This is a genomic window from Frankia sp. CeCAU1, from assembly GCF_977971845.1.
The window spans coordinates 1-26380 of record NZ_CDWWXA010000032.1 but is presented as its reverse complement, the minus strand read 5'-3'; the positions used below and the strand labels follow the sequence as shown (position 1 = coordinate 26380).

Genomic DNA, 26380 nt, shown 5'->3' with positions numbered 1-26380 from the left:
AGGCCGGGGATGCTGGTAGGCCGGGGACGAGGGGACAGACAGCCAGTGGCAGAAAGCGCGTCATGATGGAGCGGTCGTCGGGCATCCGCGGAGTCGAGCCGGCCGCGCTGTCCGTCCCACCCGGGGACGTCCCACCCGGGGACGGGCCGCACCACCCTGGTCAGCCGACCCTCGATCCGGCGATCGCCGTCCCCGCAGCCGGTGAGCCGGCGCCGCCCGGGCGGAACCCGGGCCGGGCGTTCGGTGCTCGTTCGGCGGCCGTCGCCGGCCTGATCTGCGCGGCGGCGATGGCGCTCGCCGGCTTCCCGCTCGGCCTGCTCTGGGCCGCGACCGCGCCCCATCTGGATCTTGCCGTGGCGTTGGACGGGCATGAATCGGCGTTTACGGTCCAGAGTGACATCGACGTCCGGTTCGCTCTGATCTGCGCGGTCGCCGGCGTGATCGGCGGTGCCGTGGCGTGCTGGCGGGTCCGGGACGCGGGATGGCCGGTCCCGGTCGGGCTCGCCGCCGGCGGCATCGGCGGCTCGCTGATCGCCGGCTGGATCGGCCACCAGCGACGCTCGCCCCAGCTGCTGCACGCGCTGCCGAAGGACGCCTCTCCGCTGATCACCGGCCTGGTGGACATGAAGGTCCGCGCGGGCGGGCTCTACTTTGTCATGCCGGTGGCCGCCCTGCTCGTGCTCCTCGTCGGGCTGTGGGTGACCTCACGGGCCCAGTCGGACGCCGCCGAGGACAGGCGGGGTCCGACCGCGCCCGGCGACGCGCCCGGCCACGGGGCTGGGGACTGAGCGTCGATCCCCCGGGTGGCGAACGTCCCACGGTTTGGCCCGGGGTCAGTTCGGGCTGGGATCGACTCGGCGCAACTCGCTCGATCCGATGGTGGTGATCTTTTCCAGGAGGCCGATCTCCCGGCGGAGCAGCGCCCGTTCGGCCCGCAGTCGGTTGGCCGCGTCCGGCGCGGCGAGCAGCCCCTGACGTTCGGTGACGTCGGTGACGGCGGCGGCGGCGATCACGTACGAAAGGGCGATCGGGTCGTCGGGGAGGTCCGGCAGCGAGATCTGCACGGTGCCGGTGGCGGCGAGCCGGTCGGCGTAGGTTCGGAGCAGACGCTGGACCGCCGGAACGGTGTCGTCGGTGTCGTCGGTGTCGCCGACGTCGTCCGGCAGGTAGTCGACATCCCCGACGAGGTAGGGCTCGCTGTGCCGGTCCACCGTGCGGATCCGGAACCGGTCACCGCCCACCGTGATGAGCGAGAACCGCCCGTCGGAGTGCTCCTGGACGCGCCGCAGCACGGCGGTGCAGCCCACGTCGTGGATCGCCGGCAGGGCCGGACCCACCTCCCGGCCTCGCCGGATGGCGATCACTCCGAACCGTCGGACCTGGTCGGCGGGCTGCTCGAGCAGTTTCCGCACCAAGATCCGGTACCGTTCCTCGAAGATCTCCAGGGGTAGGACCAGCCCGGGGAGCAGGACCGTCCCGAGTGGGAACAGAGGAAGCCGCTCGCTCAACTGCGGTGCCTTCTTCCTGCCCTGCCCTCTCCGGCCCCGGACGGGACCGGAAGCGGCCGGCGGCGGTCGGGCGAGGACCGCCTGGGGCGGGTCCACGACCAGGAGTCGGACGTTTGTCCCAACCCTGTCCCCCGGTAGCCATGGTGTCCATCCACGAAGGGCTGTGATTCTCACCGGGCGCGGGTTCGGGCGGTGGACCGGGAGCCCGGGCGGTGGACCGTCGGTGCCTGGGGACCTTCCATCCGGGTCCGTTCGCGGGAGAATGGCCCGGTGTGGGAAACCGAGCCGGAGCTACTGGTCGTCTTCCATCGGCCGGACCGGGGCTTCTCGACCGGCACGGATGTCGACCCACTGGCCGAACTGGCTGTCCTCGGCACCGTGACCTCGGCCTTGCGCCCCCGGCTGGCTCTCGTGGCGCTGCCCCCCTCCCGGGCGCCGGAGGTGGCTGCCCTGCCCGGGGTGTGCGGGGTCTTCATCGATCAGGTTCCCCCGGTGCTGCGGGAGACCCTTACCGCAGCCGAGAGCCTGTTCGTCGACGGCTGGCTGGCGCGGAGGGGCGCCAAGCACCGCGATCCCGCAGGTGGTGAGCCCTGGGACACGCCAGGGTACCTCCCGCCCGACCGGCCACCCGGGGCGGCGCCGGCCGGATGACCCCGCGCGGCGGCTCAGAACACGCGCGGCGGCTCAGAACACGCGCCGGGGGACCGACCAGCTTGCACCGGGGCCCGACGAACGCCAGACCATGTGGAGCCGGTCGCCGACGCGGGCGAGCACCTCCAGATGCCCGTCGAAGTTGCTCTGGATCATCGAGACGGCGTCCACCCGGCCCAGCTCCGGTGCGAACGGCCGCGGTCCGCTCCAGACCGGGGAGGGCGCGCCGTTGTTCCGATAGAAGTGGATGAGCCCGCGGTCCGCGGCGGGGACGACCACCTCGAAGTTGCGGGAGCCGTCGGGGAAGGCGCTCTGGATGAGCACCGGATTGCCCGTCACGCCCTCGGCGAAGACGGGGCCGGTGCGCCAGACCGCCCCGTTGTCGCGGGTGAGGTGCACGAGCCGGTTGCCGACCCGGGCGACCGCTTCCAGCATCCCGTTGCCGCCGCCCAGCGTGCCGTGGATGAGGCTGACGGCGTCGACGCGCCCGAGGTTCGCGCCGAACAGCTTCGGAGTGCTCCACGGAAATCCGTGGATGTCATGGTTGCGCCACAGGTGCAGGATGCCGACGTCCGCGGCGGGCACGAGCAGTTCGAAGTTGCCCTTGGTGCCCAGCCGGCTCTGCACCAGCGACGGAACGCCCCCCACCCCCTGGACGAGGCGGGTCGGCGGGTGCCAGGCGAAGGCGCCGGTGGAGTCCCGCCACAGGAAGTACAGCGTCGAGCCGACCCGGACGGCGACCTCGAGGGGTCCCGGCCTGGCCAGGGTGCTCTGGATCATGGTGGCGGCATCGATCCGGCCGAGCTCCTGAGCCGTCTGCCACGGGGCCATCCAGGGGAAGCCTGCCGCGTCGTTGTCCCGCCAGACGTGGGTCAGCCCGGCGAAGGCCGAGGGGACGACGGCGTCGAAGTTGCCGATCTGGCCGAGCCCCCTGGCCTGGACAAGCGCCGGGTTGCCGCTCACTCCGTGGCCCCAGCCGATGTGGCTGGGGGTGTAGTGGCACAGCGCGAAACTGTTCGAGCGCATCAGGCAGTCGACGGGCGCGGGCGCGCAGGCGTCGCAGTTGCCGTTCGGGGCGTGGAACGCCCCCCACCGACCGCCGCAGTCGCACTGGGCGCCCGCGTACTCGTCCGGAGCGCCGAAGATGTGACCGGTCTCGTGGGTGAAGACCCGGTCGATATTGTCCGGTCCCCAGCCGTCGTTGTCGACGGACATCACGAGCCGGGGGCCACCCACCGAGGAGTACGCGAAGTATCCCAGCGGATACTTGGTGAAGAACGCGCAGTAGGCGGACCGGGTGCCGAGCCGGGACCGGAGCGCGTCGACGTGGTCGTAGACGCCGTCGAAGCTGGCCGCGTAGCCGAGCCGGCTCATGGTGGGGTCACGCCACAGCGCCTCGAGGTCGGGCGCGTTCGGGTCCGGTGGGACGGACAGCCGCACGATCTGGATGTCGTAGTGGAAGGTCAGGTCGGCAGCCGGGTTCGTGGTTGCATACCAGGACAACCCGTTCTGCACCTCAGCTACGATCTTGGTGCGTTCCGCGGCGGTCAGTTGCAGCGCGGTGGTCGGCCCTTCCACGATGATCAGCCCGACGGCCACCGATCCCTCCAGCGCCGCGCTGGTGGGGGAGGACGCCTGGGCGATCTGCGCGGTGGCCCGGGTGTCCGTGGCCCGGGTGTCCGTGGGCGCGGCGGTCGGGCTCTGGGCCTCGGCCCGCCCGTTCGCCTGGGCATGCGGTGTCGGCCGGTCCGGATCAGGCGAGCTGCCCCGGGGCGGCGGGATGTCGGTGCAGGGCCGGTCCATGTCCCATGGCCGGCCGTCGCGGGGACGTTCCTGCTTGAGCTGCCGGTAGGCGGCGCTGGCCCGCAGGCGGAAGGCGTCCAGCCCGAGCGTCTCGGCGCGGTTCAGCCCGGGCGACACCCCGGTGGTCGACACGACGCTGCCGTCCGCGGGGGGGAGTACCGCCGCCGCCAGCCGGGCGGCGGTGCGCTCCGCCGTCGCCGTGGAGGTGCCCCGAGGCTGGCCCAACACGTGGACCCTGCCGTAGCGGTGCAGCGGCCGTCGTTCGTTGGCCAGGGTGGGATCGGCTGGCGAGCCGTCGCCCTCGGCGGTCTGGTCTACCCCGTCATCCAAGGACGCGTCGGTGGGTGCGATCGCCGCGAACGCCGCACGGAGTGCTCGGCCCGTCTCCCCTCCGGCCGAGATGATGAGCGCGTGTTCGTCGGCCGGTACGTCCCCCGCCATACTTGATCGTTTTCCTTTCGGTGGGGATGGCTGTGCGGAGTTGTATCGTGTTGTGGCTTTGCTGTGCCGGCTTTTGTGAAAACAAGTACGCAGAGTGCCGATCTGGTACCTTCGCCTGCTTTGTTCAGAGGGATTGCGCCAACACAGCCGGCGGCGGGCGTCCATCGGCCGGAGCCGGGCCGCCGCCCGCCTGCCTCGGCGTCCCAGTGCCTCGGCGTCCCAGTGCCTCGGCGTCCCAGTGCCTCAGCGTCGGTCCGGAGCGAACGGTGCCTGCGCCGATGGCACGTCGGGCCACATGGCCCCGACGGCGGGCCGTTCCGGCGCACCCATGGCCTCGGCCACCTTGCGCATGATGGCTTCCACCAGCCGGACAGCCTGCGGGGTCGCGAGGTTCAGCACGATCTCGGCATCCCCCGCCACCTGGAATCGCACCGAAACGTCCGCCATGACGACTGCCCTTTCCTCGCGGCTCGCCAGCACATCGCAGGCGTGTTGCCACCGGTGACGTTACGGGGCCGGGACGACCGCCCCCACGGCGCCCGGGTGTGGCACCGGACAGCGTGACCGGCTGGCAGGTCGCTGCGACGAAGCGGGTAGGGTCACGGTGGTGACCTTTCCGTCAGCGACAGTGCGTGACTGTGTGGCCGTGCTTGAGCGTTTCTTCCCTCCGTCCTGGGCCGAGTCCTGGGACGCGGTGGGACTGGCGGTGGGTGATCTGGAGGCGCCGGCCTCGGCCGTCCTGTTCGCGGTGGATCCGACCCCCGAGGTGGCGGCCGAGGCCGGCGCGGCGGGAGCTCAGCTGCTCGTCACCCACCACCCGCTGTTCCTGCGGGGAGTGCACGGCGTCGCCGAGACCGGTCCGGGCGGGCGGGTCGCTGCCACCCTGATCCGGGCCGGCGTCGCCCTGTACACCGTGCACACGAACGCCGATGTCGCCGCGCCGGGCGTGAGTGACGCGCTTGCCGACGCGCTGGGGTTGCGTGACGTCGCCCCGCTGTCCGCCCTGGCCCCGCTGTCCGCCCTGGCCCCGCTGTCCGCCCCGGCGAACGTCGGGGCGGACGAGGGCGGTGCCGGGAGCAGCGCCGGTGGTGAGGGTGGTGCCGGTGGTGAGGGCGGTGCCGGCGGGGCGAGCGTGTGCTGGGGCCTCGGCCGGATCGGTGACCTGCCCACGGCCGAGTCCCTGGAACGGTTCTGCGCCCGGGTCGTCCGAGCGCTGCCGGCGACGGCGGGCGGGGTCCGGGCGACGGGTACCGCGAACCGGCTCGTCCGGCGGATCGCGGTGTGCGGCGGCTCGGGGGGAGAACTGGTCGCCGCCGCCGAGGCCGCGGGAGCGGACGTCCTCGTCACCGCGGACGGCCGGCATCACCACGTCCTCGACGCCGTCGGTGCGCATGGGGTCGTGGTGGTCGATGTCGCCCACTGGGCGAGTGAATGGCCCTGGCTGAGCCAGGCCGCCACCCGCCTGCGCGCCGGTCTGCGTGCGGGGGGACGTACGGTGAGCACGTCGGTATCCGCTATCGTGACCGATCCCTGGCGGGTGCACGTTCCGTCCCGGTAGGCGGTGCCGGCGGCGCGGAGGCCCGGGTCACGCGGAGGCCCGGGTCACCGGAGGGCGCCGCGTCGGGCCTGGTCAGGTCGGGCCTGGTCAGGTCGGGCCTGGTCGCCCCGACCAGGTCGGCCAAGTGTAGTCGTTCAGGTGTACCAGTGAGGAATCGATGAAGGCCGATCCAGCAGTTCAGCTCCGCCTGCTCGATCTGCAGGCGCTCGACACCGGTATCGACCGGTTGGTGGCCCGCCGACGCGGTCTGCCGGAGCACGCCGTCATCACCGAGCGCACCGCCGCGCTGACCTCGTTGGACGGTGAGGTCGTCGGGGTGCAGACCGAGCTGAGCGACGTCGCGCGTGCCCAGCGCAAGCTGGAGAACGAGATCGACCTCGTGCGGACCCGTTCGGCCCGTGACTCCCAGCGGCTTGATTCCGGCGCCGTCTCGACGCCGCGTGAGCTGGAGAACCTGCAGGCGGAGCTCGCCTCGCTGACCCGCCGTCAGGGCGTGCTCGAGGACGACGCGCTCGAGAAGATGGAGACCGTCGAGGGCCTGGAGAGCCGGCTCTCCGCGTTGTCCCAGCAGCGATCGGCCCTGCAGGCCGAGCTCGACGCGGCGGTGGCCGCGCGGGACAAAGCCTACGCCGAGCTCGATGCCGAGGTGGCGCGGCTGCGCCACGACCGCGACGCTCTCGTCCCGGAGCTGCCCGAGGCGCTGGTCGCGCTGTACGAGCGGATCCGGGCGTCCTCCAGCGGAGTGGGCGCCGCGGCCCTGCTGCGCCGCCGCTGCCAGGGCTGCCATCTTGAGCTGTCGGGCGGCGACCTGCGCGCCGTGGCGGCGGCGCCGGCGGATGAGGTGGTGCGCTGTGAGGAGTGCCGGCGCATCCTGGTCCGTACCCCCGAATCGGGGCTGTAGCACGGTCGGCGGGACCCCCGCCTCGGGGGTAGACGAGGGGAGCATGTAGATGGGCACCGTGCGCAGGCTGGTCATCGAGGCCGACGGCGGGTCGCGGGGTAACCCGGGCCCGGCGGGCTACGGGGCCGTGGTCCGCGACGCCGGCTCGGGGAAGCTGCTGGCCGAGCGCGCGGACTCGATCGGGCGCGCCACGAACAACGTCGCCGAGTACTCCGGGCTGATCGCCGGGCTGCGGGCCGCCGCTGAGATCGCCCCGGACGCCGAGCTGGAGGTCCGGATGGACTCCAAGCTCGTCGTCGAGCAGATGAGCGGCCGGTGGAAGGTCAAGCATCCGGCGATGCGGCCGCTGGTGGCCGAGGCGACGGAACTCGCCGCCCGGTTCCCCGCGGTCCGTTTCCAGTGGGTGCCCCGCGCGCGCAACGCCGACGCCGATCGGCTCGCGAACGAGGCGATGGACGCCGCCGCCGCCGGGCGGGCCTGGGAACCCGCGGTCCCGCAGTCCCCGGACCCGGTTCCGCACCACGCGCCGACGACGAACCGGCTCTCCGGCTGGATGGCGCCGCCCGCACCGCCGACGACGACCGTGCTGCTGCGCCACGGGCAGACCCCGCTCTCGGTGGAGAAGCGCTTCAGCGGGACGGTCGAGGCGGCCCTGACCGACGTCGGGCTCGGCCAGGCCGCGGCCGTAGCGAACCGGCTGCGCGACGAGCCGTTCGATCTCGTCGTCAGTTCGCCGCTGAAGCGGGCCCGGCAGACCGCCGAGGCCCTCGGCCGCGACTACGTCGTCGTCGACGATTTGCGGGAGACCGACTTCGGCGCCTGGGAGGGGCTGACCTTCGCCGAGGTGCGTGAGAAGTTCCCCGATGAGCTCAATGCCTGGCTCGCCGACCCGCACGTCCCGCCGCCCGGCGGGGAGAGCCTGATCGCCACCGTGGCCCGGGTAGCGCGGGTGCGTGACCGGCTGCTCGCCGAGCAGCCAGGCGGGCGGGTCCTCATCGTCTCACACGTCACGCCGATCAAGGGGTTGGCCCAGCTGGCGCTGGCGGCGGAACCGGCCGTGCTCTACCGCCTCCACCTGGATCTGGTGTCGATGACGACCATCGACTGGTACTCCGACGGCCCGGCGGTGCTACGCGGGTTCAACGACACCCATCACCTGGCGGGCCAGACGATCTACGGCGAATAGGGGGCAGCTCAGGCGGGTTGATGCGGGGTCAGGGCCGAGGCTGCCGGCCCCGCGGCGCTACCGCGCCCGCAGGGCCACCGCCGCGGCGCTGACCTGTTCCTCCGTCGGCGCCACATACGTGAAGTCCCGGCCGCGGAGATAGTCGAGAAACGCCGGCTCCGGCGGAAGATCGTGCTCCTCCAGATAATAGGCGATCGATGCGTCCCAGACCCATTCCCCGTCTGTCAGGAGAGCAATCGGCACTCTTTTTTCGCGTGACTCGTCCAACTGGTCGACATCGAGACCGGCGGCGCGCATGATGACCGCACCCTGCCGCAGGTAGGCGAGGAAATCGGAACGCTCACGACCAGCCGGCAGGTCTAGGCGGTCGACGATGAAGGGAACTCCGTCCGCTGTGCCGTCGAAGACCTTCGCTACCTTGAGGTCACCGCGAATCAGAGGCATTGTCATCACCCTTGGTCTTCGGATGGAAGTCGATCCAGGCGCCATCGTATGGAATGGTCTCTTCCAGGACACCGAACTCGTTACGGCGTCTTGATGTCGTCCACACGTTACCGCGGTCGTCGGCCCAGGCCAGCTCGGTCGGTGCCGTTACCGCGACCCCGAGTTCGTCCGCGACCTTCTGGGCCACGGGGTTGTCGCCCTGCCCGGTCTCGCAGGACAGCAGCCGCACCGGTCGGCCGCGCCAGTTCTCGTCCGCGCGGATGAGCGCGCCGAGCTGCCGGGCGTCGAGCGCGACCTTGCCGACCCGGAATCCCGACGGGTCGCCATGCAGGTCGGCTGTGTAGGTGCCCGGGACCGGCTCGGCGGCCATCGCGGTCCTCCGCATGTCCGTGTCGGACTTCTCGAAGAAGGCGCGTCCATCTCGAGTCGGGAGGCTTTCCCGCCAGATCCTCGTGAGCCGCCACCCCAGCTTCTCCGGTCCGGCCGGCCGATCCTGCTTCCTGGCCGCGTCCATCTCACCGCCGGGCCCGCGGTCGAGCAGCGCGAGCTTGCGTTCCACTGGCGAAGGATCGGCGGACCGCGTGTCCTCTACCGACCGACGGTCGGCCGGCCACGGAGCACGATCATCCGAGGTGTTCCGGCGGTCGAGCGCGTCCAGCTTGGCGTCGATCCTGGAACGTTCCGTCTCCGGCCGCGCCGAGCCTTCAGGGGCCGAGCCTGCGGATGCCAAGCCATCGGATTCGGTGTCGTCGGCGGAAACGGGGGAGCCTGCCTCCGGTGATGTGAGCCGGTCGAGCAGCCGCGCCTTCACCTCGGCCTGGCTCGGCCCAGCCCCCGGTCTCCCGGGAGCGGCCGGCACATCGACGCTCGCATCCGGCCGTTCGATCGACATTGCCACCTACCGTAGCAGTGTCACCACATCATGGCTAGAAACGACCAGTCAGGTGAGGACGGCGACCCAGCGTTTCGATCCCTCCAGAGATGATCAGCGCCGAGTGTCGGAGGAAGGTTGGTGGTCGGCTCTCTCCAGCCCGGCGATCTGGGGCTGCACCAGGCCGACGACAGCCGCCAGCTCACGCTGACTTAGACCGTGCTCGGTGCGGTATCGCACCACCTTGTTCGCAACGTCGCGGGCGAAAACCCTGCGGTCCGGTGCGTCACGGAACTCGGCATCCGCGCGGTTGTCCTCGATGACCTGGTCGAGAGGCTTGAGAGCCGAGAGCTTCATGCGTCACCCTCCACGTCGTCGAGACGTTCTTCGGCCGACCTGACGGCTTTTCGGATCGGTGTCGGCCCCGGGTCCCATGACACCGATGACCAGGTTCGGCCCGATCCGTCTATAGAACGCGCGCCATGGACAGCGGCCCTGTCGTGGACGTAGGCAGGTGATGGGCAATCTTGATATCACTGTGTCGAGCCGCTCGGGTCAGAGGTGCCGGTACACCTCACGTCGATGGGCGACGTGGACGATCGTGACGAGAACGCGGCTGTGGTCGACTTGGTAGATCACCCGATATTCACCAACTCTGATCCGCAGCATCCCGGTGGGTTGGCCGGTGAGGGCCCGGGCCCCGGAGGGGCGGGGTTCCGCCGCGAGTCGTGTCACCGCGATCAGGATCCGTCGAGCGGCGGAGGCGTCGAGCTTGCGCAGCTCTCGCAGCGCCGCAGTCGCCCACTCGACGGTGTGCGCCACGTCAGTTCAGGCCGAACTCGGCGAGGACGTCGGCATGGGGTACGCGAGGCTCCTCGGCGGCCAGCGCCTCTCGGGCGACGGCGAGATCCGCTTCGTCCTCTGCCGCTTCCAGTTCACGGAGATCTTCTATGGAGATTACTGCCGCAACCGCGCGACCGTGACGGGTCAGGACGATCCGCTCCCGGGCGTGCTCCGCCTTGGAGACGATCTCGCCGAGGTGGTCGCGTGCCTCGCTGATCGGCATCTCACTCATCCCCAGATTGTACAAACCGGGGAGCGGTCGGGCCGCTGAGGCGGACGAGGTGGCCTGTAAGCCGGGTCCTGTACCGGCTCGCCTCACGGCTCGCCGGCGGCGACCATCTCTCTCGGGCTGCCGTTGCCGGCAGCCTCCAGCGGTCCACCCGCAGGCTCGGGCGGGCAGCCCTCGAACGCCTGCGCGGTCCGCGACCTGTGACGGCCACGGGCCTTCTGACCTTGCTCCGGGCGGGGTTTACCGAGCCGCCCAGGTCACCCTGGGCGCTGGTGCGCTCTTACCGCACCGTTTCACCCTTACCGGCGCCGGGACCGGCACCGGCGGTCTGTTTTCTGTGGCACTGTCCCGCGGGTCACCCCGGGTGGGTGTTACCCACCGCCCTGCCCTGTGGAGCCCGGACTTTCCTCGGCGGCGCCGGACCGGCCGGCGCCGACGCGGCCGCCCGGCCAACTCGTCCGCTTCCTTCAGTATAGAGTGCTTCCCGGTCCACGCTTCCTGGGCGTAGGGCTGATCGGGCTGTCGGTGCGCGGAGCCGGCCGATCGGGCGGGATGGCGGCGAGTCGAGGAACAGGACGATCATGACGGGACCGAAGCAGCCGGGCCAAGGGTTCGGCGACGCGGGGCGTATGGCCTCTCCGTCCGCGCCTGCGGCGCCTGCGCCGGCCGGGCAGACCCCCGCGGCCTCGCCTCCTGGAACGCCCGCCGGCCAGGTTCCGGTTGGTTCGGTTGGTTCGGTTGGTCGAGCCGGTCCGGGCGCTCTGGGTGGTTCAGGCGAGGTGGCGCCCGCGCCGCACCAGCCGGTCCACCCGGGCGCACCGGATTCTCCCGGCGTCCCGGGTGCGCCCACTGGCGGCGCCCGGCCGCCGCGTCGCGGGGTTGCCTACACCACCTATGCGATCACCGTGCTGGTGCTGCTCATCGCGATCGCTGTCGTGGTCTTCGTCGTGCAGAACGACGCGCGCGTGAGCATCTGGCTGTTCGGTTCGACCAAGCAGATGTCGGTCGCGGGTGCACTGGCCGCCTCGGCCGCCGCCGGTCTCGTCGTTGGCCTACTCATCGGTGTCATTCCTCAGATCAGGCTGCGCCGCGAGTTGCGCCACCTGCGTCGCGCGGCCAGCCGCCGGTAGCTGAGCGGAGTCCTTGGCCGCGGGTTGGCCGGTAGCCGGTTGGTGTAGCCGGTTGGTGGAAGGGACGTCGGCAAGATGCCAGGCGGATCCCACCGCGTCGGTACAGTCCGGGTCGTGACGCCGTTGCGAACAGATCTGCCACCGGGAGCACAACTCCCGCCACGTCCAGCGAACGCACCGGCGCCTGGCACCGTGCTGCCGTCCCACTACGTGCGGTGCTTCGCCTGCGGTGACCAGTCCGCCCACGGACTGCACCTACGGGTCGACGCCGATGCCGGGCTCGCGCTGTGCGCGACGTTCGAGGTGACCGAGCATCATCAGGGAGCGCCGGGCCTCGCCCACGGGGGCCTGCTCAGCTGCGCCCTTGACGAGGCGTTGGGTGCGCTCGGGCATCTGACCCGGACCAGCCTGGTGACCGGCCGGCTGGAGACGGACTTCCTGCGGCCGGTACCCGTGGGCACTGTCCTGCACCTGAGCGCGCGGGTCGAGGGCGTGCTCGGCCGGCGGGTCTACGCCAGTGGCGAGGGACGGTTGAACAGCCCTACCGGACGGGTCGCGGTCCGGGCCCGAGGGCTGTTCGTCGAAGTACCCATGGAGCACTTCGTCACCCATGCCCGGGCCGAGGACATCCAGGCGATCGAGCAGGATCCGGACCTGATCCGGCTACGCGAACATCAAACTATTTTCTGATCTTCGAATCTTCTGATCTCCGAATCTCGGAATCCGCTCACGGGCAGGACTCGTTTGCTCGCTGTGATTCGACCGCACGGACCGTCACATCTCCGTCACATCTCCGTCACAGATTTAGCTGGCACGGTGGACGTGGCATCCGGGATCGAGCCGTTGGGTCGGCTCCCCGGAACTGATTGGAACCGGCTGGCCAGGCCGATCGGTCGGGATCGACCGCTTGTGCCTCGGCCGGGAGCTCCGGGCCTGTCGGGATGCTCCATCGACCGTTGCCTCGGCCCCTGCGTCGGAACGTTCGGAGCTGCGGTCGGCCCCGGCGGCCAATCCTCGCCGGCTGTCGGTCGGCTCGCGGCGGAAAGCTCGACGGAAGGGAGGGCGCGGTGCCGGCGATGTCGCTGCGCTCTGGCGATCCGGAGCGGATCGCCCGGTTCACGCTCACCGCGCGGCTTGGCTCCGGCGGTATGGGAGTCGTCTACCTCGGCATCGACGACGAGACCGGAGAGCCGGTCGCCCTCAAGGTGATCCGGTCGGACTTCACGGCCGATCCCGAGTTCCGCAGCCGGTTCCGTCGCGAGGTCGCGGCCGCCCGGGCGGTCGACGGTGCCTGCACCGCGAGGCTGGTCGATGCCGATCCCGACGCCGAGGATCCGTGGATGGCAACCGAGCACATCCACGGCCAGAGCCTCGCCGAGGCGATCGCCGACCGGGGCGCGCTGGCCATGCCGGTCGTCATGGCGCTGGCGACCGGGCTCGCCGAGGCCCTGAAGTCCATCCACGACGCCGGCATCGTCCATCGGGACCTGAAACCGGGCAACGTGATCCTCAGCGAGGACGGCCCGAAAGTGATCGACTTCGGCATCGCGGCGGCGGTCGACGCGACGGCCGCTACCAGGACGGGGGTGTTGCTGGGCAGCCCGGGTTACATGGCCCCGGAGCAGGTCACTGGACGCGGCGAGATCGGCCCACCGGCGGACGTCTTCGCCTGGGGCCTGACGGTACTGTTCGCCGCGTCGGGGCGACCCCCCTTCGGCACCGGCCGGCCCGACGCACTGCTGTACCGGGTGGTCCACGACGAGGCCGACACCGGGGATGTTCCGCCGGCCCTGCGCCCAGCGGTCCGCGCGGCGCTGCTCAAGGAGCCCATGGCCCGGCCGAGCGCCCACGCGTTGCTGCGCGTGCTGATCGGGTCTACTGGCGACCCGGGACGCGAGACACGCCGGATACTGCGGGACGCCTGGCTCGCTCCACCGGTGGCGACCCGTGTGAGGAGCCTTCTGCCGGCCGCGGAGGAGGATACCCACGACGCCAAGACGCAGATCCGCCTCGATGCGCCGGAGAGCGCCGGCGCATGGGTGCGAGTGGGCGACGGCGCGGGGACAAATGGCGCGGGGACAGCGGACCGGGCGCCACTCGGGACCGGTGGTCCGGCGGGCGAGTCCGGGCGGGTTGGCGAGTCCGGGCCCGGCGAGGACGACGGTCCGGCCGGTGGCCGGCCGACTGGAGATGATCATGATGTGGCCGCTTCCGCCGAGGTAGCTTCCGCCGGGGCGAAGCGGCCCCTGTCCGGCCGGCGGGCCCGCGCCCGACGCCACCCGCGCCGGACCGCGGGTCTGGCCGCCCTGGCCGCGACACTCGCGGGCCTGGCCGCCCTGAGCGCATCCGAGGCCGCCGGCGACCTCGGTCCGCGGGCCCCCGGGACGGCAGCCAGCTCCCGGGCGACGGGCGGGGAACCGGGGCCCGGCCCGCACGACGTGCCACCCACCCCGTCGTCGCGTGACGACGTCCCGGCCCGATCGGGACGTACTCCTGGGCCACTGGGGCTCCCCTCACCCTCTGTCATCGTTCCTCCCGCCGGTTTGTCGTCGGGGCGGCCGATCCCCGGGTTCCGGGGCACGGTCGGCCAGCTCACACAGGCCAAGGCGTTCACCGACTTCGTCGCAGCCCACGACACCCAGATCATCTTCCTCGACATCTCCACCCTCGCCGAGGGTAACGAAGGGGCCTTCTACCCCGGACCGGACTTTGGGGGGGACAACCGGCCCAACTTCACCCTCTTCGACGCGTGCGGGGCGCTCGGGCCGGGGGAGCCGCCCGGCTTCGAGCCGGGGAAGGAGTGCTTCGGGAGCACGTACCGCCTTGCCGAGATGGCGCACAGCGGTGCTTCCTTCGGCTACGTGCAGGGTTCCTACCGGCTGCGTGGTTATTTCTGGGTCGACCTGGTACCCGGAATGCACCAGGGATTCGCGAACATCAATCTGCGGGCCGTCGACGTCCGGGATCTTCCGCGTTGACGGACGGTCGGCGTTCCGCCGGGTTGTGCCTATTTTCCAGGAAAAAACCAAATAAGGAAGGTTTGTGCATCCGGTGCAGGTCGAGTGCCCGCGGTGTTTGTGCAGCCGGGTTCATGGAGACGAAGAGGAGGCAGACTCAGGCTCTGGAGGGTGTTCGGTGTTCCAAATTATCTGGATCGTTCTGGCCGGTCTGGTGATCGGTCTTCTGGCCCGTCTGATCGTCCGGGGTCGGCAGAACATCCCACTCTGGCTGACGGTCGGGTTCGGCATCATCGGCGCGCTGGTGGGTAACGTGATCGCGAGCGCGCTCGGCGTGCGCCACACCGGCGGCTTCGACTGGATCCGGCACATCCTGCAGGTTGGTGTCGCGGTCGCGCTGGTCGCGATCGTCTCCCCGATGTGGGCGGCGCGTCGCGGGCAGAGCAGCGGCACCCGGCGCACCGCGGGCCGACTCTAGCCTGGTGCGTACACCCGGGGGTCCGGTGCGTACACCCGGCGGTGATGCGGGGAAGCGCCCGCTCGGTGGCCGCTCAGCGGCCGCGGTTCACCCAGTCGTCGTAGTCGACACCCTCCTCGCCGATGGTCGTGTCGTCGCCGTGACCGGTGTGCACGACGGTGTGCGCGGGCAGGGTGAGCAGTCTGGTGCGGATCGAGGCCAGGATGGTCGGGAAGTCGGAGTGGGATCGCCCGGTCGCCCCGGGACCCCCGCGGAAGAGCGTGTCGCCGCTGAACAGGACCGGGTCGCCGTTGATCTCCCCGAACAGGCAGATCCCGCCGGGAGAGTGGCCCGGGGTGTGCAGGACGCGCAGCGTTCCACCTTCGGGCAGGCTGATGAGCTGTCCGTCCGCGAGCGCGTGGTCGGGCGCCCGGTGCGGATAGATCGCCTTCCACAGCACCACGTCGGCGGGGTGCAGCGCGATGGGCGCCCGGACCAGGTCCGCGAGCTCCGCCGCCGCATTGATGTGGTCGTTGTGACCGTGTGTAGCGATGATCGATGTGGCCACGCGGGTGCCGATGGCCGCCGCGATCACCGACGGGTCGTGCGCGGCGTCGATGACCAGTACCTCGTCGTCGTTTCCCACGAGCCAGACGTTGTTGTCGACCGTGAACGACTGACCGTCGAGCGTGAAGTCGCCGCGTGTGATCACCCGATCCACCCGAAGCCCGGCATTGACGATCATTGCGTCCCCTCCTCGACCCGATCGGTCTGCCCGCTGCCCGCTGCCCGCTGCCCGTGTCGCGGGTGCCGTCGGACGGCGGTGCACCCGGTGGGGTCGACCGTATCCGGCGGTTCCCGGCTCCGGGTGGACCCGCCGCCGACGAAGCTCACCAGTGAGCAAAGGCTCGGTGAACGATGGTTCGGTGAACGATGGTTCAGTAGATGGCGGCCCGGTGAACGACGACTCAAACGACGACTCAGAGGATGACGACGCTGCGCAACACGCCGCCGCGCTGCATCCGGGTGAACGCCTCCTCGACGTCGCCGATCCCGATGGTCTCGGTGACGAAGGCGTCGAGGTCGAGCCGGCCCCGGCGATAGAGGTCGATGAGGATCGGGAAGTCGCGGCTCGGCAGGCTGTCGCCGTACCAGGACGACGACAGGTGACCGCCGCGGCCGAAGACCTCGGCGAGCGGCAGCTCCACGGTCATCGTCGGGTCGGGTACACCCACCAGGACCAGCCGCCCCGCCAGGTCGCGGGCGTCGAAGGCCTGGCGGTAGGTCTCCGGGCGGCCCACCGCATCGATGACCACATCGGCGCCGAAGCCGTCGGTGAGCGCCCGGATGGCCACCACCGGATCGTCTGCCGTGGCATTCACGACATCGGTGGCACCGAAGCGTCGGGCCCAGGTGAGCTTCCGGTCGTCGACATCGACCGCGATGATCTTCCGCGCTCCCGCGATCGAGGCGCCGGCGATCGCCGCGCTGCCGACCCCGCCGCAGCCGATCACCGCCACCGTCTCACCCCGGGTGACCCTGCCGGTGTTCACGGCGGCACCGAAACCGGCCATCACCCCGCAGCCGATCAGCCCGGCCGCCTCTGGCCGGGCCGCGGGGTCCACCGGCACGCACTGGCCCGCGGCGACCAGGGTCAGCGGCGTGAACGCGCCGATGCCCAGCGCCGGCGCCAGCGGCGTCCCGTCCGCCAGGGTCATCGGATTTCGCGCGTTGCGGGAGTCGAAGCAGTACCAGGCCATGCCGCGCCGACAGGCCCGGCAGGTTCCGCAGGGGGCCCGCCAGGCCAGCACCACGTAGTCACCCGGGGCCAGACCCACCACGCCCTCGCCCACCGATTCGACGGTGCCGGCCGCCTCGTGCCCCAACAGGAACGGATAGTCGTCGTTGATCGCGCCCTCGCGGTAGTGCAGGTCGGTATGGCATACGCCGCAGGCGCGCACCCGTACCCGTGCCTCGCCTGGACCCGGATCCGGAACAACGATCTGCTCCAGCGAGACCGCGGCGCCCTTCTCCCGGGCCACCACCGCTTCCACCGTCTGCGCGCCCATCCCGGATCCCTTCTCCTCGAGTCTCCTCGAGCACTGATCGGAGAGATGAATCCCTCGTCGAACCGGAGCGGTCACCCCCCGGTGTCTGATTTCCTACCTCCGTTGGTGGGGTCCGTCCAACACAGGTGGGGTCCGTCCAACGTGGTCACGCCGCTCATGGCGCGACACGCCGCTTTACGGCCACCCGGCGCCACCGAGAACGGGTCGGTGTCGGTACGCTCCTACCGGTCCGTTTCTGCTCTTTGTAGAAGGAGCAATCCCTCAGTGGTCCGTTTCACCGACACGTCGTCCGTCGCCTCACCGACCCGCCGCTTCTACGGGGAGGTGACGGTCGGTGATCCCCGCCTGTCCGAGGACGGGCGGCTCGAGGCCGGCGGTGAGAGTGTCGATGCGGGGGTGGGCGAGCCCGGACCCACCGGACGGCCGCTGCCGTCGTTTCCCGTCCCGCCCCCGCTGACGTCGCACGGTCCCGCCTGGATCGTCGCGATGTGCAACCAGAAGGGCGGGGTTGGCAAGACCACCAGTACGATCAATCTGGGTGCCGCTCTCGCGGAGTACGGCCGGCGGGTACTCCTCGTCGACTTCGATCCTCAGGGTGCGCTGTCGGTCGGGCTCGGCGTCAACCCGATGCAGTTCGACCTGACGGTGCATGACCTCCTGCTGGGCGGGGACGCCGACGTCCGCGAGGTGATCGTCGAGACCCAGGTCGACGGGCTCGACCTGCTGCCGAGCAACATCGACCTGTCCGCCGCGGAGGTGCTGCTGGTCACCGAGGTCGGCCGCGAGCACAGCCTCGCCCGCGCGCTGGCGCCGATCCTCGACGAGTACGACGTCATCCTCGTCGACTGCCAGCCCTCGCTCGGCCTACTGACCGTGAACGCGCTGACGGCGGCGGACGCCGTCATCGTCCCGCTGGAATGCGAGTACTTCGCGCTGCGGGGAGTGGCGCTGCTGTTGCAGACCATTGACAAGGTGCGCGAGCGGCTCAACTCGCGCCTGGAGCTCGCCGGCATTCTGGCCACCATGTACGACGCCCGCACCCTGCACGCCCGGGAGGTGCTGGCCCGGGTCGTCGAACGGTTCCCGGACGAGGTGTTCCACACTGTGATCAACAGGACGGTTCGGTTCCCGGAGACCACGGTGGCCGGCGAGCCGATCACCACCTACGCCCCGACGTCGGTGGGGGCTGCCGGCTACCGGCGACTCGCCCGGGAACTGATGGTCCGGCACGACACGCCGCCAGCCGTCGGCTGAACCGGGACAACGAGGCGATCGGGGCGAAAAGGTAGCGACGTGCTGTTCCACCTTGCCGAACCCGCGGCGCTTCTCGGGATCCTCCTCGCCTTCCTCATCGGGATCTTCGCTCACGACGCCGCCCAGGTGCTCGTGGCCCGGCTGGTCCGTGACCCGACCCCGATGCGCTCGGGGCGGATGATGACGGGCCTCAAGGACCGGCTCAGCCCGTTCAGCGCAGTCGCCGTCTTCGTCGTCGGCTACGGCTGGGCCGAGTCGGTGCCCATGAACGACGTGTGGCGCCGCCGCCGGTTCCACGTGGCCGCTGCCGTCCTGGCCGGGCCGCTGACGTATCTCCTGCTCGCCCTGGCCGCCCTGGCGGTGTTCCAGCCGCTCGGCGAGCCGGGGCTGGTGCGACTCGGTGACCGCGTCACCGAGGTGACGGTGCCGAACAGCTTCGGTGCCGAGCTCGCGTTGTGGATGGCCGTCACGTTCGGGTCGATGTTCATCATCAGCCTTGTCCCGGTCCCCCCGACAGACGCCGGGCGGTTGCTGTTCCTGTTCGCTCCGACCACGGCTGGCTGGCGCAACGCCCGGTACCAGTTGGCCGAGCGCAACATCGGGTTGGGCATCCTGCTGGCGTTGTTGCTGCTGCCGGTGCTGTTCGCCGGATTCCCCTCGGTCGTCGGCCAGCTCATCGGCCCGTTGCTGCGGGGACTCGCCTCGCTGATAGGCCTCAACCTGGGGTGATGATGATCACGTCGACGCCGCCGGGGCGTAGCGTGGCACCATGACCCGGTCTCGCGCCGCTCCGGCTGACCAGGCCGCTCCGGCTGACCAGGCCGCTCCGGCTGACCAGGCCGCTCCGGCTGACCAGGCCGCTCCGGCTGACCAGGCCGACGGGAAGGCCGCCCCGCGCACCGGCGTGCCGACGGGTCGTGGTGGGCGCACGGAGACCTTCGTCGTCGAACTCGACAACTTCACCGGCCCCTTCGACCTGCTGCTCTCGCTCATCGCCAAGCATCGCCTCGACGTGACCGAGGTCGCGCTCTCCCAAGTCACCGACGAGTTCGTCGCGCACATCCGGCGGCTGGGGGACCGGTTCGACCTCGGCCAGGCCACCGAGTTCCTGGTGATCGCGGCGACTCTGCTCGACCTGAAGGCGGCCCGGCTGCTGCCGGGCGCCCTGTCCGAGGACGAGTCGGCGGACCTGGCCCTGCTGGAGGCCCGCGACCTGCTTTTCGCCCGGCTGCTGCAGTACAAGGCGTACAAGGAGGCTGCGGCGCTCTTCGCCGGCCTCATGGCCCTGGAGGCGCGCCACACCCCCCGGGCGGTACCCCTGGAGCCCCGTTACGCCGCCGCGCTGCCGGAGGTCCAGATCGGCATCGGCCCGACGGAGCTCGCGGCGCTCGCGGCCCGGCTGCGTGAGCCGCCGCTGCCGCCGCTGGTTGCGACCGATCACGTGCACCTGCCCCGGATCAGCGTGCGGGAGCACATGCTCGCCGTCATCGCGATGCTGCGCGAGGTGGGCACCGCGACCTTCGGGATGCTGTGCGTCGGCTGTCGGCAGACCATCGAGGTGGTGGCCCGGTTCCTGGCGCTGCTGGAGCTCTTCCGCGAGGGCCGGATCTCCTTCGACCAGCAGGTCCCGCTCGGCGAGCTGACGGTGCGCTGGATCGCCCTGGATCCGGCGGTCGAGGCGGACGCCCCGCCGATCGGCCACGGGCTGTTCGGATCTGATCGGTACGGTGGGGACGCGCAGGAGGAGTCGCGGGAGGTGGCGTCGTGACCGGGGTTGCCGGGGTTGCCGGGGCTGCCGGGGAGGCCCGGCCGCCGCTGGGCGCGTTGCTCGAGGCGGTCCTCATGGTCGCGGAGAAGCCGGTCGGCGTCGCGGAGCTTGCGACCGGCCTCGGCGCCCCGGCGCTGGAGGTCGAGCGGCTGCTCGCGCAGCTCGCCGAGCAGTATGTCCGCGACGGCCGTGGCTTCCGGCTGCGGCACACCGGTGGCGGCTGGCGCTTCTACACCGCGGACGAGTGCGCCCCCTGGGTCGAGCGCTTCGTGCTCGCCGGCCAGTCGGCCCGGCTGTCGCAGGCTGCGCTGGAGACCCTGGCCGTCGTCGCCTACCAGCAGCCGGTGAGCCGGGGGCGGATCTCGGCGGTGCGGGGTGTCTCCGCCGACGGCGTCATCCGCACCCTCACCGCCCGTGGCCTGGTCGAGGAGGTGGGGCACGATCCGGAGACCGGCGCGATCCTCTACGGCACCACCGACTACTTTCTCGAACGGATGGGGCTGCGCGGGCTCGACGAACTGCCGCCGATTGCCCCCCTGCTGCCCGGTATCGATGAGATTGATGACATTGTTACGTCATGAGTACCAGGTTCCCGTCATGAGTATCGGTGACCGCCCGGACGAGCCCCAGGACCAGGGCATCCGGCTGCAGAAGGTGCTGGCCGCCGCCGGGGTGGGCTCCCGCCGGCACGGCGAGGAGTTGATCGCTGCCGGTCGGGTCCGGGTGGATGGCACCGTGGTGCGCGAGCAGGGCCGCCGGGTCGATCCCGAAACCGCCCTCATCGAGGTCGATGGTGAGCGGATCGTCACCCGGACGGGTCTGGTCCACTTGGCGTTGAACAAGCCGCGCGGGGTGCTCTCGGCGATGTCGGACGACCGGGGTCGGCCGACGATCGCGGATCTGCTCACGGAGTTCGGCGGTGGGCTGTTCCACGTCGGCCGGCTCGACGCCGACAGCGAGGGGCTGCTGCTCGTCACCAACGACGGAGAGCTCGCGCACCGGCTCACCCATCCCTCGTTCGCCGTCCCCAAGACCTACCTCGTCGAGGTGTCCGGCCCGCTGCGCCGTGACGTCCTGCGCCAGCTGCGCGCGGAGGTCGAACTCGACGACGGCCCGGTGCGCGCGGACTCGGCGCGCATCGTCGACAACGCGAACGGACGGGTGATGGTCGAGGTCGTCGTGCACGAAGGGCGCAAGCACGTCGTCCGCCGGATGATGGACGCCGTCGGCCACCCGGTGCATCGACTGGTGCGCACCCGGTTCGGGGCGGTGTCGCTGGGAACCCTGCGCGCCGGGCGGGCCCGTCACCTCACCCGTCACGAGATCGGCGCCCTGTATCACGGCGTCGGGCTCTAGGCTCTAGGCCGTGGTCGGGTTGGAATGGGATGCCGCACGCCTTCCGCGCCTGCGCCGGGTCGGGGTCGTCGGCACGGGCCTGATCGGGACCAGCATCGGTCTCGCGCTGTCGGCAAGGGGCGTCGAAGTCCTGCTCCGCGACGTGGACGAGGCACAGGTCGCGCTTGCCGAGAAGATGGGGGCCGGGCGGCCGTGGGCGGGGGAGCGGGTCGATCATGCGGTCGTCGCCACCCCACTGCCGAGTGTCGCGGTCCAGGTACGCGCCCTGGCCCGCTCCGGCCTCGCGGACACGATCAGCGACGCCGGCAGCGTCAAGGTCCGACCGTTGGTCGAGGGAGTCCAGCTCGGCTGCGACCTCACGACGTGGTGCCCGGCCCACCCCATCGCCGGCCGGGAACGGCACGGGGCCGTCTCCGCCCGGGCGGACCTGTTCGCCGAGCGGGTCTGGGCGGTCTGTCCCGTCCTGCACACCGGGTCGGCCGCGGTGCACGCCACGGTGGCGCTGGCGTTCGCCTGCGGGGCCACGCCGGTGCGGACCACCCCGCAGCGTCACGACGCGGCGATGGCGTCGGTCTCCCACGTGCCCCAGATCGTCGCGAGCGCGCTCGCGGGGGCGCTCGTCGGGCTGCCGGAACGGGACGTGCCCTTCGTCGGGCAGGGGTTCCGCGACACCACCCGGCTCGCCGACAGCGACGCCGAGCTGTGGTCGGGGATCATCGAGGGTAACCGCGGCCCGATCGCCGAGCGGGTGCGTTCCCTCGGCGCCCAGCTCACCGCGCTCGCCGACGTCCTCGACACCGGTTCCGGTGACGAGGTCACCGCCGCGGTCTCCCGGCTCATGCGGGGCGGCCAGGCCGGCCGTGCGCTGCTTCCGCGCAAGCCCGGCGCCCCGGCGCAGTCCTGGGGCTGGGTGGGGGTCGTGCTCGACGACCGACCCGGCCAGCTCGCCGCGCTCGTCGGCTTCATCAGCCAGTGGCAGATCAACATTGAGGATGTCGGGCCCTTCGAGCACAGCCTTGACGCACCCGCCGGCATCGTCGAGCTCGCGGTGGATCCGACGGCCGCGGACGAGCTCGTCGACCGGTTGACGCTCAACGGCTGGACGGCATACCGGCGATCCTGATGCCGTACCGAGTAGCCTGATCCGGGTTGCACATGTCGGCATCCGCGGGGGCGCGATCCGACGACTCTTTATGTGACCGGGACGGAGGAATCGGGTGAAGCCCGACCACGGGTCTGCGCTGTCGGCGGGAAGCACGGTCACCGACAGCCGGGAGGGAACGTCTGCGCCGCTCGGGTCCGAGGGAGATGGTCCCGCGGTCCACGAAGGCGGGGCCGAGGGTCTGATCGTGGCGGTCGACGGTCCCGGAGGGTCGGGGAAGAGCACCGTGGCCCGCGAGATCGCCCGCCGCCTCGGCCTGCGATACCTCGACACCGGGGCGATGTACCGCGCGGTCACCCAGCTCGCGCTGGAACAGCGGATTGACATCGAGGACCCGGCGGCGGTCGCGGAGCTGGCCGAGCGGGCGGTGATCTCGGTCGGTACGGACCCGGACGAGCCCTCGATCGCCATCGACGGTGTCGGGGTGGACGTCCAGATCCGCACCCGCGCGGTGACCAACGCGGTCAGTGCGATCGCGGCGGTGCCGGCGGTGCGGGCGTTGCTCGTCACCCAACAGCGTCAGGTGATCGCAGCCGCGTTGCCGGCCGGCGGCATCGTCGTGGAGGGTCGCGACATCGGCTCGGTCGTGGCGCCGGGCGCCCAGATCAAAGTCTTCCTCACCGCCTCGACCGAGGTCCGTGCGCTGCGTCGCTCCCGCCAGCTCGGGGAGAAGGGCGTCGACGACGTCGCCCGGACCCTCGCCGAACTCGACCGGCGCGACGCGCTCGACAGCAACCGGGCGGCGGACCCGCTGGCCATCCCGCCCGACGCGGTGGTTCTGGACTCGACGGCCCTGTCGGTGTCCGAAGTCGTCGACGAGGTGCTTCGGCGTTGCGAGCAGCTGCCGAACCGGACGAGATGACCACGTCGAACCCCCGCGCTGAGGCGCCCCGCGTTGAGGCCGCTCGGCCGGACGACGGCGCCGGCGAACGTGCCGCGGAGGCGGCCCGGCGGGCCGCCCGGGTGGCGCGTGGACCGGTCCACCGGGGTGCCGCGTCACCGATCTACAACGACCTCCCGCACCGCGTCCTCAAGCCCGGGGTCCGCTGGTTCCTCAACCGGGTGGTCATGCAGATCAGCCTGGAGGGGCTTGAGAACGTCCCCTTCGACGAACCGTTGATCTTCGCTGGGAACCACAGCAGTTGGCTGGATGGCCCGTTGGTGGTGATCGAGTCCCCACGGACCGTGCGCTGCCTGAGTAAGGTCGAGATGTACCGGGGGGTGCTCGGCCGGGCGCTGCTGTTCAGCGGTCAGATCCCGATCGATCGTGATCGGGCCGACCGGGAGGCCCTGCACACCGCGCTGGACGAGCTCTCCCGCGGCGGGGCGATCGGGCTGTTCCCCGAGGGCACCCGGGGCAGCGGGGAGATGGCGGCGGTCCAGCACGGCATCGCCTACCTCGCGGTGCACGGCCGCTGCCGCGTCCTACCGGTGGCCTGCATCAACACCGGTGCCGCCCTGCCCCGAGGGGCGCGCTGGCCGCGCCGGTCGGTGCCGATCCGGGTGGTCTTCGGTGCGCCGTTCGCGGTGGAGGTCCCGGCGAACCCACGCTCGCGCAAGGCGCTGGCCGCCGTCGCGGAGGACATCCGGGTGCGCCTGCTCGACCATCTGGCGACCGTCCGGGCCGGAAAGGCCTGCGGCGAGGCGGGCGGGACCGGCGGGGCTGACCGGGCCGGCGCCGGGTAATCTGAGCAAGATCGCTGCTCGCTCCGGACGGGCGGGTGAGAGCCCCCGGCGATCCGACCACGCTCGCGTGTCCGGCGCCGAGCCCGGGAATCACAGGCGATCCCGTCCCACGATGACAGTTGGCAGTGACAGTGATGAGCGGACAAGACCTATCAACGGACCTCGGCGCGGCCGGGTTCGACCGGTTTGCCGACGGTGGCCTCGGCGATGACCTCGGCGATGACGTCGGCGGCCCCGATGGGTTCGCGGGCGAGCTCGACGGCGAGTTCGCGGGCCCCGGGATCGGTCAACCGGTGGTGGCCGTCGTGGGGCGACCCAACGTGGGCAAGTCGACGTTGGTCAACCGCATCCTCGGCCGGCGCGCCGCGGTCGTCGAGGACGTCCCCGGGGTGACCCGTGACCGCGTCGCCTACGACGCGGTCTGGAGCGGGCGGCGGTTCACTCTCGTCGACACCGGCGGCTGGGAACCCGACGCGACGGGGCTGGCCGCCCAGGTCTCCGAGCAGGCCCGCGCGGCGCTCGACACCGCCGATGCGGTGCTGTTCATCGTGGACGTCGTCACCGGTGCCACCGACGCCGACGAGGCGGTCGCCCGGGTGCTGCACCGCTGCGGGCTGCCGGTGATCCTGGTGGCGAACAAGGTCGACGACGTACGATTCGAGGCTGATGCGGCGGCGCTGTGGAGCCTCGGGCTCGGCGAGCCGCACCCGGTCTCGGCCCTGCACGGCCGGGGCAGCGGAGACCTGCTCGACGCCGTGCTCGCCGCGTTGCCCGAGGCGCCGCGCGAGATCCTCACCGAGTCCGACGGCCCACGGCGGGTCGCCCTGATCGGCCGGCCCAACGTCGGCAAGTCGAGTCTGCTGAACAAGCTCGCCGGCAGCCGGCGGTCGTTGGTGCACGACGTCGCCGGCACCACCCGGGACCCGGTCGACGAGCTGGTGACGGTCGGCGGCGAGGAGTGGATGTTCATCGACACCGCCGGGCTGCGCCGTCGCGTCCGGGAGGCCTCCGGCGCCGAGTACTACTCGTCGCTGCGCACCGCCTCGGCCCTGGAAGCCGCCGAGGTCGCCATCGTCCTGCTCGCCGCGGACGAGCCGGTGACCGAGCAGGACCAGCGGGTCATCTCGATGGTCGTCGACGCGGGACGGGCCCTCGTCCTCGCCTTCAACAAGTGGGACCTGGTGGACACCGACCGCCGGCTCACCCTGGAACGGGAGATCGTCCGTGACCTCGGCCGGGTCGCGTGGGCGCCGCGGGTGAACGTCTCGGCCCGTACCGGGCGTGCGACCGATCGGCTCGCCCCCGCGCTGCGCACCGCGCTGGAGTCCTGGGGTACCCGGATCCCGACCGGCCGGCTGAACACCTGGTTGGGTGAGGTCGTCGCAGCGACCCCGCCGCCAGCACGTGGAGGGCGGGTTCCGAAGGTCCTGTTCGCGACCCAGGCCGGAGTGCGCCCGCCGCGGTTCGTGGTGTTCACGACGGGTTTTCTGGAGTCGTCCTACCGTCGATTCCTGGAACGCCGGCTCCGGGAGGACTTCGGCTTCGCCGGTTCGCCCATCTCGATCTCGGTGCGGGTGCGTGAACGCGGCGACCGCAGGGGCGGCGGCTGACGGTTGGACCGGGTTCCGGCCGTCAGCCGGGTGGGCTTTCCGGTCCGGCCGGACCGGCGTGACGGCGGCTTACGACGAAAAAACCCGTTGAGCAGGCTCATCTGCCTGAGCAACGGGTTTTACCACCTCTGTCGGGACGACAGGATTTGAACCTGCGACCCCCAGACCCCCAGTCTGGTGCGCTACCAAGCTGCGCCACGTCCCGTACGCAGTCACATTACCGTACCGGCGACCACTACGGTGACCGGGGGTCGCGTCGTTGACGACGCGACCCCCGACCCTCGTGCGCGGGCCCCGCGTGGGACCAGGCCGAGGCCGTCACCCACGAGGGTGTCCGCACGCCACAGGGCCGCCGAACAGCAGGGTCAGCTCGCACCCTGGGCGCGCCGTCGGGTAACCCCGGCGCCGATCAGCAGGGCGCCCACTGCCGCACCGGCCAGCGGGAGCAGGGGCGAGGACCCGGGGTCGGCCATCCCGCCGCCACCTGCGGCGACAC

29 protein-coding genes, 1 tRNA gene and 1 other RNA gene are annotated in these 26380 nt (G+C 71.4%); 18 read left to right on the top strand and 13 right to left on the bottom strand.

Annotated elements, in window-relative coordinates:
- Positions 1-62: 62 nt before the first annotated feature.
- Positions 63-788 carry a hypothetical protein gene (locus tag AC08OO_RS08495; protein WP_476609490.1) on the top strand — a complete coding sequence of 242 codons (726 nt, stop codon included), beginning with the start codon at positions 63-65 and terminating at the stop codon, positions 786-788.
- A gap of 45 nt (positions 789-833) precedes the next feature.
- Here AC08OO_RS08495 and AC08OO_RS08490 read toward each other — a convergent pair whose 3' ends face one another.
- The gene (locus AC08OO_RS08490; protein ID WP_011435874.1) at positions 834-1508 is read right to left on the bottom strand and encodes an LON peptidase substrate-binding domain-containing protein; all 675 of its coding nucleotides are present in this window, start codon (positions 1506-1508) and stop codon (positions 834-836) included.
- Positions 1509-1778: 270 nt separating this feature from the next.
- Between AC08OO_RS08490 and AC08OO_RS08485 the strand changes: the two genes are divergently transcribed.
- Positions 1779-2159, top strand: coding sequence for a hypothetical protein (locus AC08OO_RS08485; RefSeq protein ID WP_476609491.1), 381 nt, complete (start codon positions 1779-1781; stop codon positions 2157-2159).
- A gap of 33 nt (positions 2160-2192) precedes the next feature.
- Here AC08OO_RS08485 and AC08OO_RS08480 read toward each other — a convergent pair whose 3' ends face one another.
- Positions 2193-4403 carry a DUF8189 domain-containing protein gene (locus tag AC08OO_RS08480; RefSeq protein ID WP_476609492.1) on the bottom strand — a complete coding sequence of 737 codons (2211 nt, stop codon included), beginning with the start codon at positions 4401-4403 and terminating at the stop codon, positions 2193-2195.
- A 243-nt stretch (positions 4404-4646) separates the two neighbouring features.
- Positions 4647-4850 carry a hypothetical protein gene (locus AC08OO_RS08475; RefSeq protein WP_476609493.1) on the bottom strand — a complete coding sequence of 68 codons (204 nt, stop codon included), beginning with the start codon at positions 4848-4850 and terminating at the stop codon, positions 4647-4649.
- Between the two features lie 160 nt (positions 4851-5010).
- On the opposite strand from AC08OO_RS08475, the gene AC08OO_RS08470 reads away from it, so the two are divergent.
- From AC08OO_RS08470 to AC08OO_RS08460, 3 genes are all read left to right on the top strand, one after another.
- Positions 5011-5961 (top strand): Nif3-like dinuclear metal center hexameric protein, encoded by a 951-nt coding sequence (locus tag AC08OO_RS08470; RefSeq protein WP_476609494.1) that lies wholly within the window; start codon positions 5011-5013, stop codon positions 5959-5961.
- Positions 5962-6118: 157 nt separating this feature from the next.
- The gene (locus AC08OO_RS08465) at positions 6119-6862 is read left to right on the top strand and encodes a zinc ribbon domain-containing protein (RefSeq protein ID WP_476609495.1); all 744 of its coding nucleotides are present in this window, start codon (positions 6119-6121) and stop codon (positions 6860-6862) included.
- Positions 6863-6911: 49 nt separating this feature from the next.
- Entirely contained in the window at positions 6912-8048 is a 1137-nt protein-coding gene (locus AC08OO_RS08460) for a bifunctional RNase H/acid phosphatase (protein ID WP_011435880.1), read from the top strand.
- Between the two features lie 57 nt (positions 8049-8105).
- Here AC08OO_RS08460 and AC08OO_RS08455 read toward each other — a convergent pair whose 3' ends face one another.
- The 6 genes from AC08OO_RS08455 to rnpB all read right to left on the bottom strand — a co-directional run bounded on the left by AC08OO_RS08455 (position 8106) and on the right by rnpB (position 10892).
- Positions 8106-8492, bottom strand: a complete 387-nt coding sequence (locus AC08OO_RS08455; protein WP_476609496.1) for a hypothetical protein — start codon at positions 8490-8492, stop codon at positions 8106-8108.
- The gene (locus AC08OO_RS08450; RefSeq protein ID WP_476609497.1) at positions 8473-9384 is read right to left on the bottom strand and encodes a hypothetical protein; all 912 of its coding nucleotides are present in this window, start codon (positions 9382-9384) and stop codon (positions 8473-8475) included. Before AC08OO_RS08450 ends, AC08OO_RS08455 begins: the two co-directional genes overlap by 20 nt.
- Before the next feature lie 93 nt (positions 9385-9477).
- Complete coding sequence (locus AC08OO_RS08445; RefSeq protein WP_476609498.1) at positions 9478-9720, bottom strand: helix-turn-helix transcriptional regulator; 243 nt, start codon at positions 9718-9720, stop codon at positions 9478-9480.
- Between the two features lie 198 nt (positions 9721-9918).
- Positions 9919-10185 (bottom strand): type II toxin-antitoxin system RelE family toxin, encoded by a 267-nt coding sequence (locus AC08OO_RS08440; protein WP_476609499.1) that lies wholly within the window; start codon positions 10183-10185, stop codon positions 9919-9921.
- A 1-nt stretch (position 10186) separates the two neighbouring features.
- Positions 10187-10438 carry a type II toxin-antitoxin system Phd/YefM family antitoxin gene (locus AC08OO_RS08435; protein ID WP_232234943.1) on the bottom strand — a complete coding sequence of 84 codons (252 nt, stop codon included), beginning with the start codon at positions 10436-10438 and terminating at the stop codon, positions 10187-10189.
- 41 nt (positions 10439-10479) lie between these two features.
- Positions 10480-10892: RNase P RNA component class A (gene rnpB, locus AC08OO_RS08430), an RNA gene on the bottom strand.
- Positions 10893-11214: 322 nt separating this feature from the next.
- On the opposite strand from rnpB, the gene AC08OO_RS08425 reads away from it, so the two are divergent.
- From AC08OO_RS08425 to AC08OO_RS08410, 4 genes are all read left to right on the top strand, one after another.
- Positions 11215-11565 carry a lipopolysaccharide assembly protein LapA domain-containing protein gene (locus AC08OO_RS08425; RefSeq protein WP_476609500.1) on the top strand — a complete coding sequence of 117 codons (351 nt, stop codon included), beginning with the start codon at positions 11215-11217 and terminating at the stop codon, positions 11563-11565.
- Positions 11566-11757: 192 nt separating this feature from the next.
- Entirely contained in the window at positions 11758-12255 is a 498-nt protein-coding gene (locus AC08OO_RS08420) for a PaaI family thioesterase (protein WP_023840522.1), read from the top strand.
- 386 nt (positions 12256-12641) lie between these two features.
- Positions 12642-14543, top strand: coding sequence for a serine/threonine protein kinase (locus tag AC08OO_RS08415; protein ID WP_476609510.1), 1902 nt, complete (start codon positions 12642-12644; stop codon positions 14541-14543).
- 157 nt (positions 14544-14700) lie between these two features.
- A complete protein-coding gene (locus AC08OO_RS08410; protein WP_476606334.1) occupies positions 14701-15000 on the top strand; it encodes a GlsB/YeaQ/YmgE family stress response membrane protein in 300 nt (99 codons plus the stop codon).
- A 73-nt stretch (positions 15001-15073) separates the two neighbouring features.
- On the opposite strand, the gene AC08OO_RS08405 is transcribed toward AC08OO_RS08410, so the two are convergent.
- Complete coding sequence (locus AC08OO_RS08405) at positions 15074-15724, bottom strand: MBL fold metallo-hydrolase (protein WP_476609501.1); 651 nt, start codon at positions 15722-15724, stop codon at positions 15074-15076.
- Between the two features lie 235 nt (positions 15725-15959).
- On the bottom strand, positions 15960-17048 hold the full coding sequence (locus AC08OO_RS08400) for an S-(hydroxymethyl)mycothiol dehydrogenase (RefSeq protein ID WP_476609502.1): 1089 nt from the start codon (positions 17046-17048) through the stop codon (positions 15960-15962).
- Between the two features lie 264 nt (positions 17049-17312).
- Between AC08OO_RS08400 and AC08OO_RS08395 the strand changes: the two genes are divergently transcribed.
- The 8 genes from AC08OO_RS08395 to AC08OO_RS08360 all read left to right on the top strand — a co-directional run bounded on the left by AC08OO_RS08395 (position 17313) and on the right by AC08OO_RS08360 (position 24274).
- Complete coding sequence (locus AC08OO_RS08395) at positions 17313-18302, top strand: ParA family protein (RefSeq protein WP_011435892.1); 990 nt, start codon at positions 17313-17315, stop codon at positions 18300-18302.
- Between the two features lie 39 nt (positions 18303-18341).
- On the top strand, positions 18342-19031 hold the full coding sequence (locus AC08OO_RS08390; RefSeq protein WP_476609503.1) for a Zn-dependent membrane protease: 690 nt from the start codon (positions 18342-18344) through the stop codon (positions 19029-19031).
- Between the two features lie 40 nt (positions 19032-19071).
- On the top strand, positions 19072-20070 hold the full coding sequence (locus AC08OO_RS08385) for a segregation and condensation protein A (RefSeq protein ID WP_476609504.1): 999 nt from the start codon (positions 19072-19074) through the stop codon (positions 20068-20070).
- Positions 20067-20651 (top strand): SMC-Scp complex subunit ScpB, encoded by a 585-nt coding sequence (scpB, locus tag AC08OO_RS08380; RefSeq protein ID WP_476609505.1) that lies wholly within the window; start codon positions 20067-20069, stop codon positions 20649-20651. Before AC08OO_RS08385 ends, scpB begins: the two co-directional genes overlap by 4 nt.
- A gap of 16 nt (positions 20652-20667) precedes the next feature.
- Positions 20668-21426 carry a pseudouridine synthase gene (locus AC08OO_RS08375; RefSeq protein WP_476606341.1) on the top strand — a complete coding sequence of 253 codons (759 nt, stop codon included), beginning with the start codon at positions 20668-20670 and terminating at the stop codon, positions 21424-21426.
- Between the two features lie 10 nt (positions 21427-21436).
- A complete protein-coding gene (locus AC08OO_RS08370) occupies positions 21437-22549 on the top strand; it encodes a prephenate dehydrogenase (protein WP_476617283.1) in 1113 nt (370 codons plus the stop codon).
- A gap of 94 nt (positions 22550-22643) precedes the next feature.
- Positions 22644-23450 (top strand): (d)CMP kinase, encoded by an 807-nt coding sequence (gene cmk / locus AC08OO_RS08365; RefSeq protein WP_476609508.1) that lies wholly within the window; start codon positions 22644-22646, stop codon positions 23448-23450.
- Positions 23447-24274, top strand: coding sequence for a lysophospholipid acyltransferase family protein (locus tag AC08OO_RS08360; RefSeq protein ID WP_476608355.1), 828 nt, complete (start codon positions 23447-23449; stop codon positions 24272-24274). Before cmk ends, AC08OO_RS08360 begins: the two co-directional genes overlap by 4 nt.
- A gap of 152 nt (positions 24275-24426) precedes the next feature.
- Here AC08OO_RS08360 and AC08OO_RS08355 read toward each other — a convergent pair whose 3' ends face one another.
- Positions 24427-24564 (bottom strand): hypothetical protein, encoded by a 138-nt coding sequence (locus tag AC08OO_RS08355; RefSeq protein ID WP_476618395.1) that lies wholly within the window; start codon positions 24562-24564, stop codon positions 24427-24429.
- On the opposite strand from AC08OO_RS08355, the gene der reads away from it, so the two are divergent.
- On the top strand, positions 24556-25884 hold the full coding sequence (gene der / locus AC08OO_RS08350) for a ribosome biogenesis GTPase Der (protein WP_108913716.1): 1329 nt from the start codon (positions 24556-24558) through the stop codon (positions 25882-25884). The genes AC08OO_RS08355 and der overlap by 9 nt on opposite strands.
- A 131-nt stretch (positions 25885-26015) precedes the next feature.
- On the opposite strand, the gene AC08OO_RS08345 is transcribed toward der, so the two are convergent.
- Positions 26016-26089, bottom strand: a tRNA-Pro gene (locus AC08OO_RS08345).
- Positions 26090-26380 lie beyond the last annotated feature (291 nt).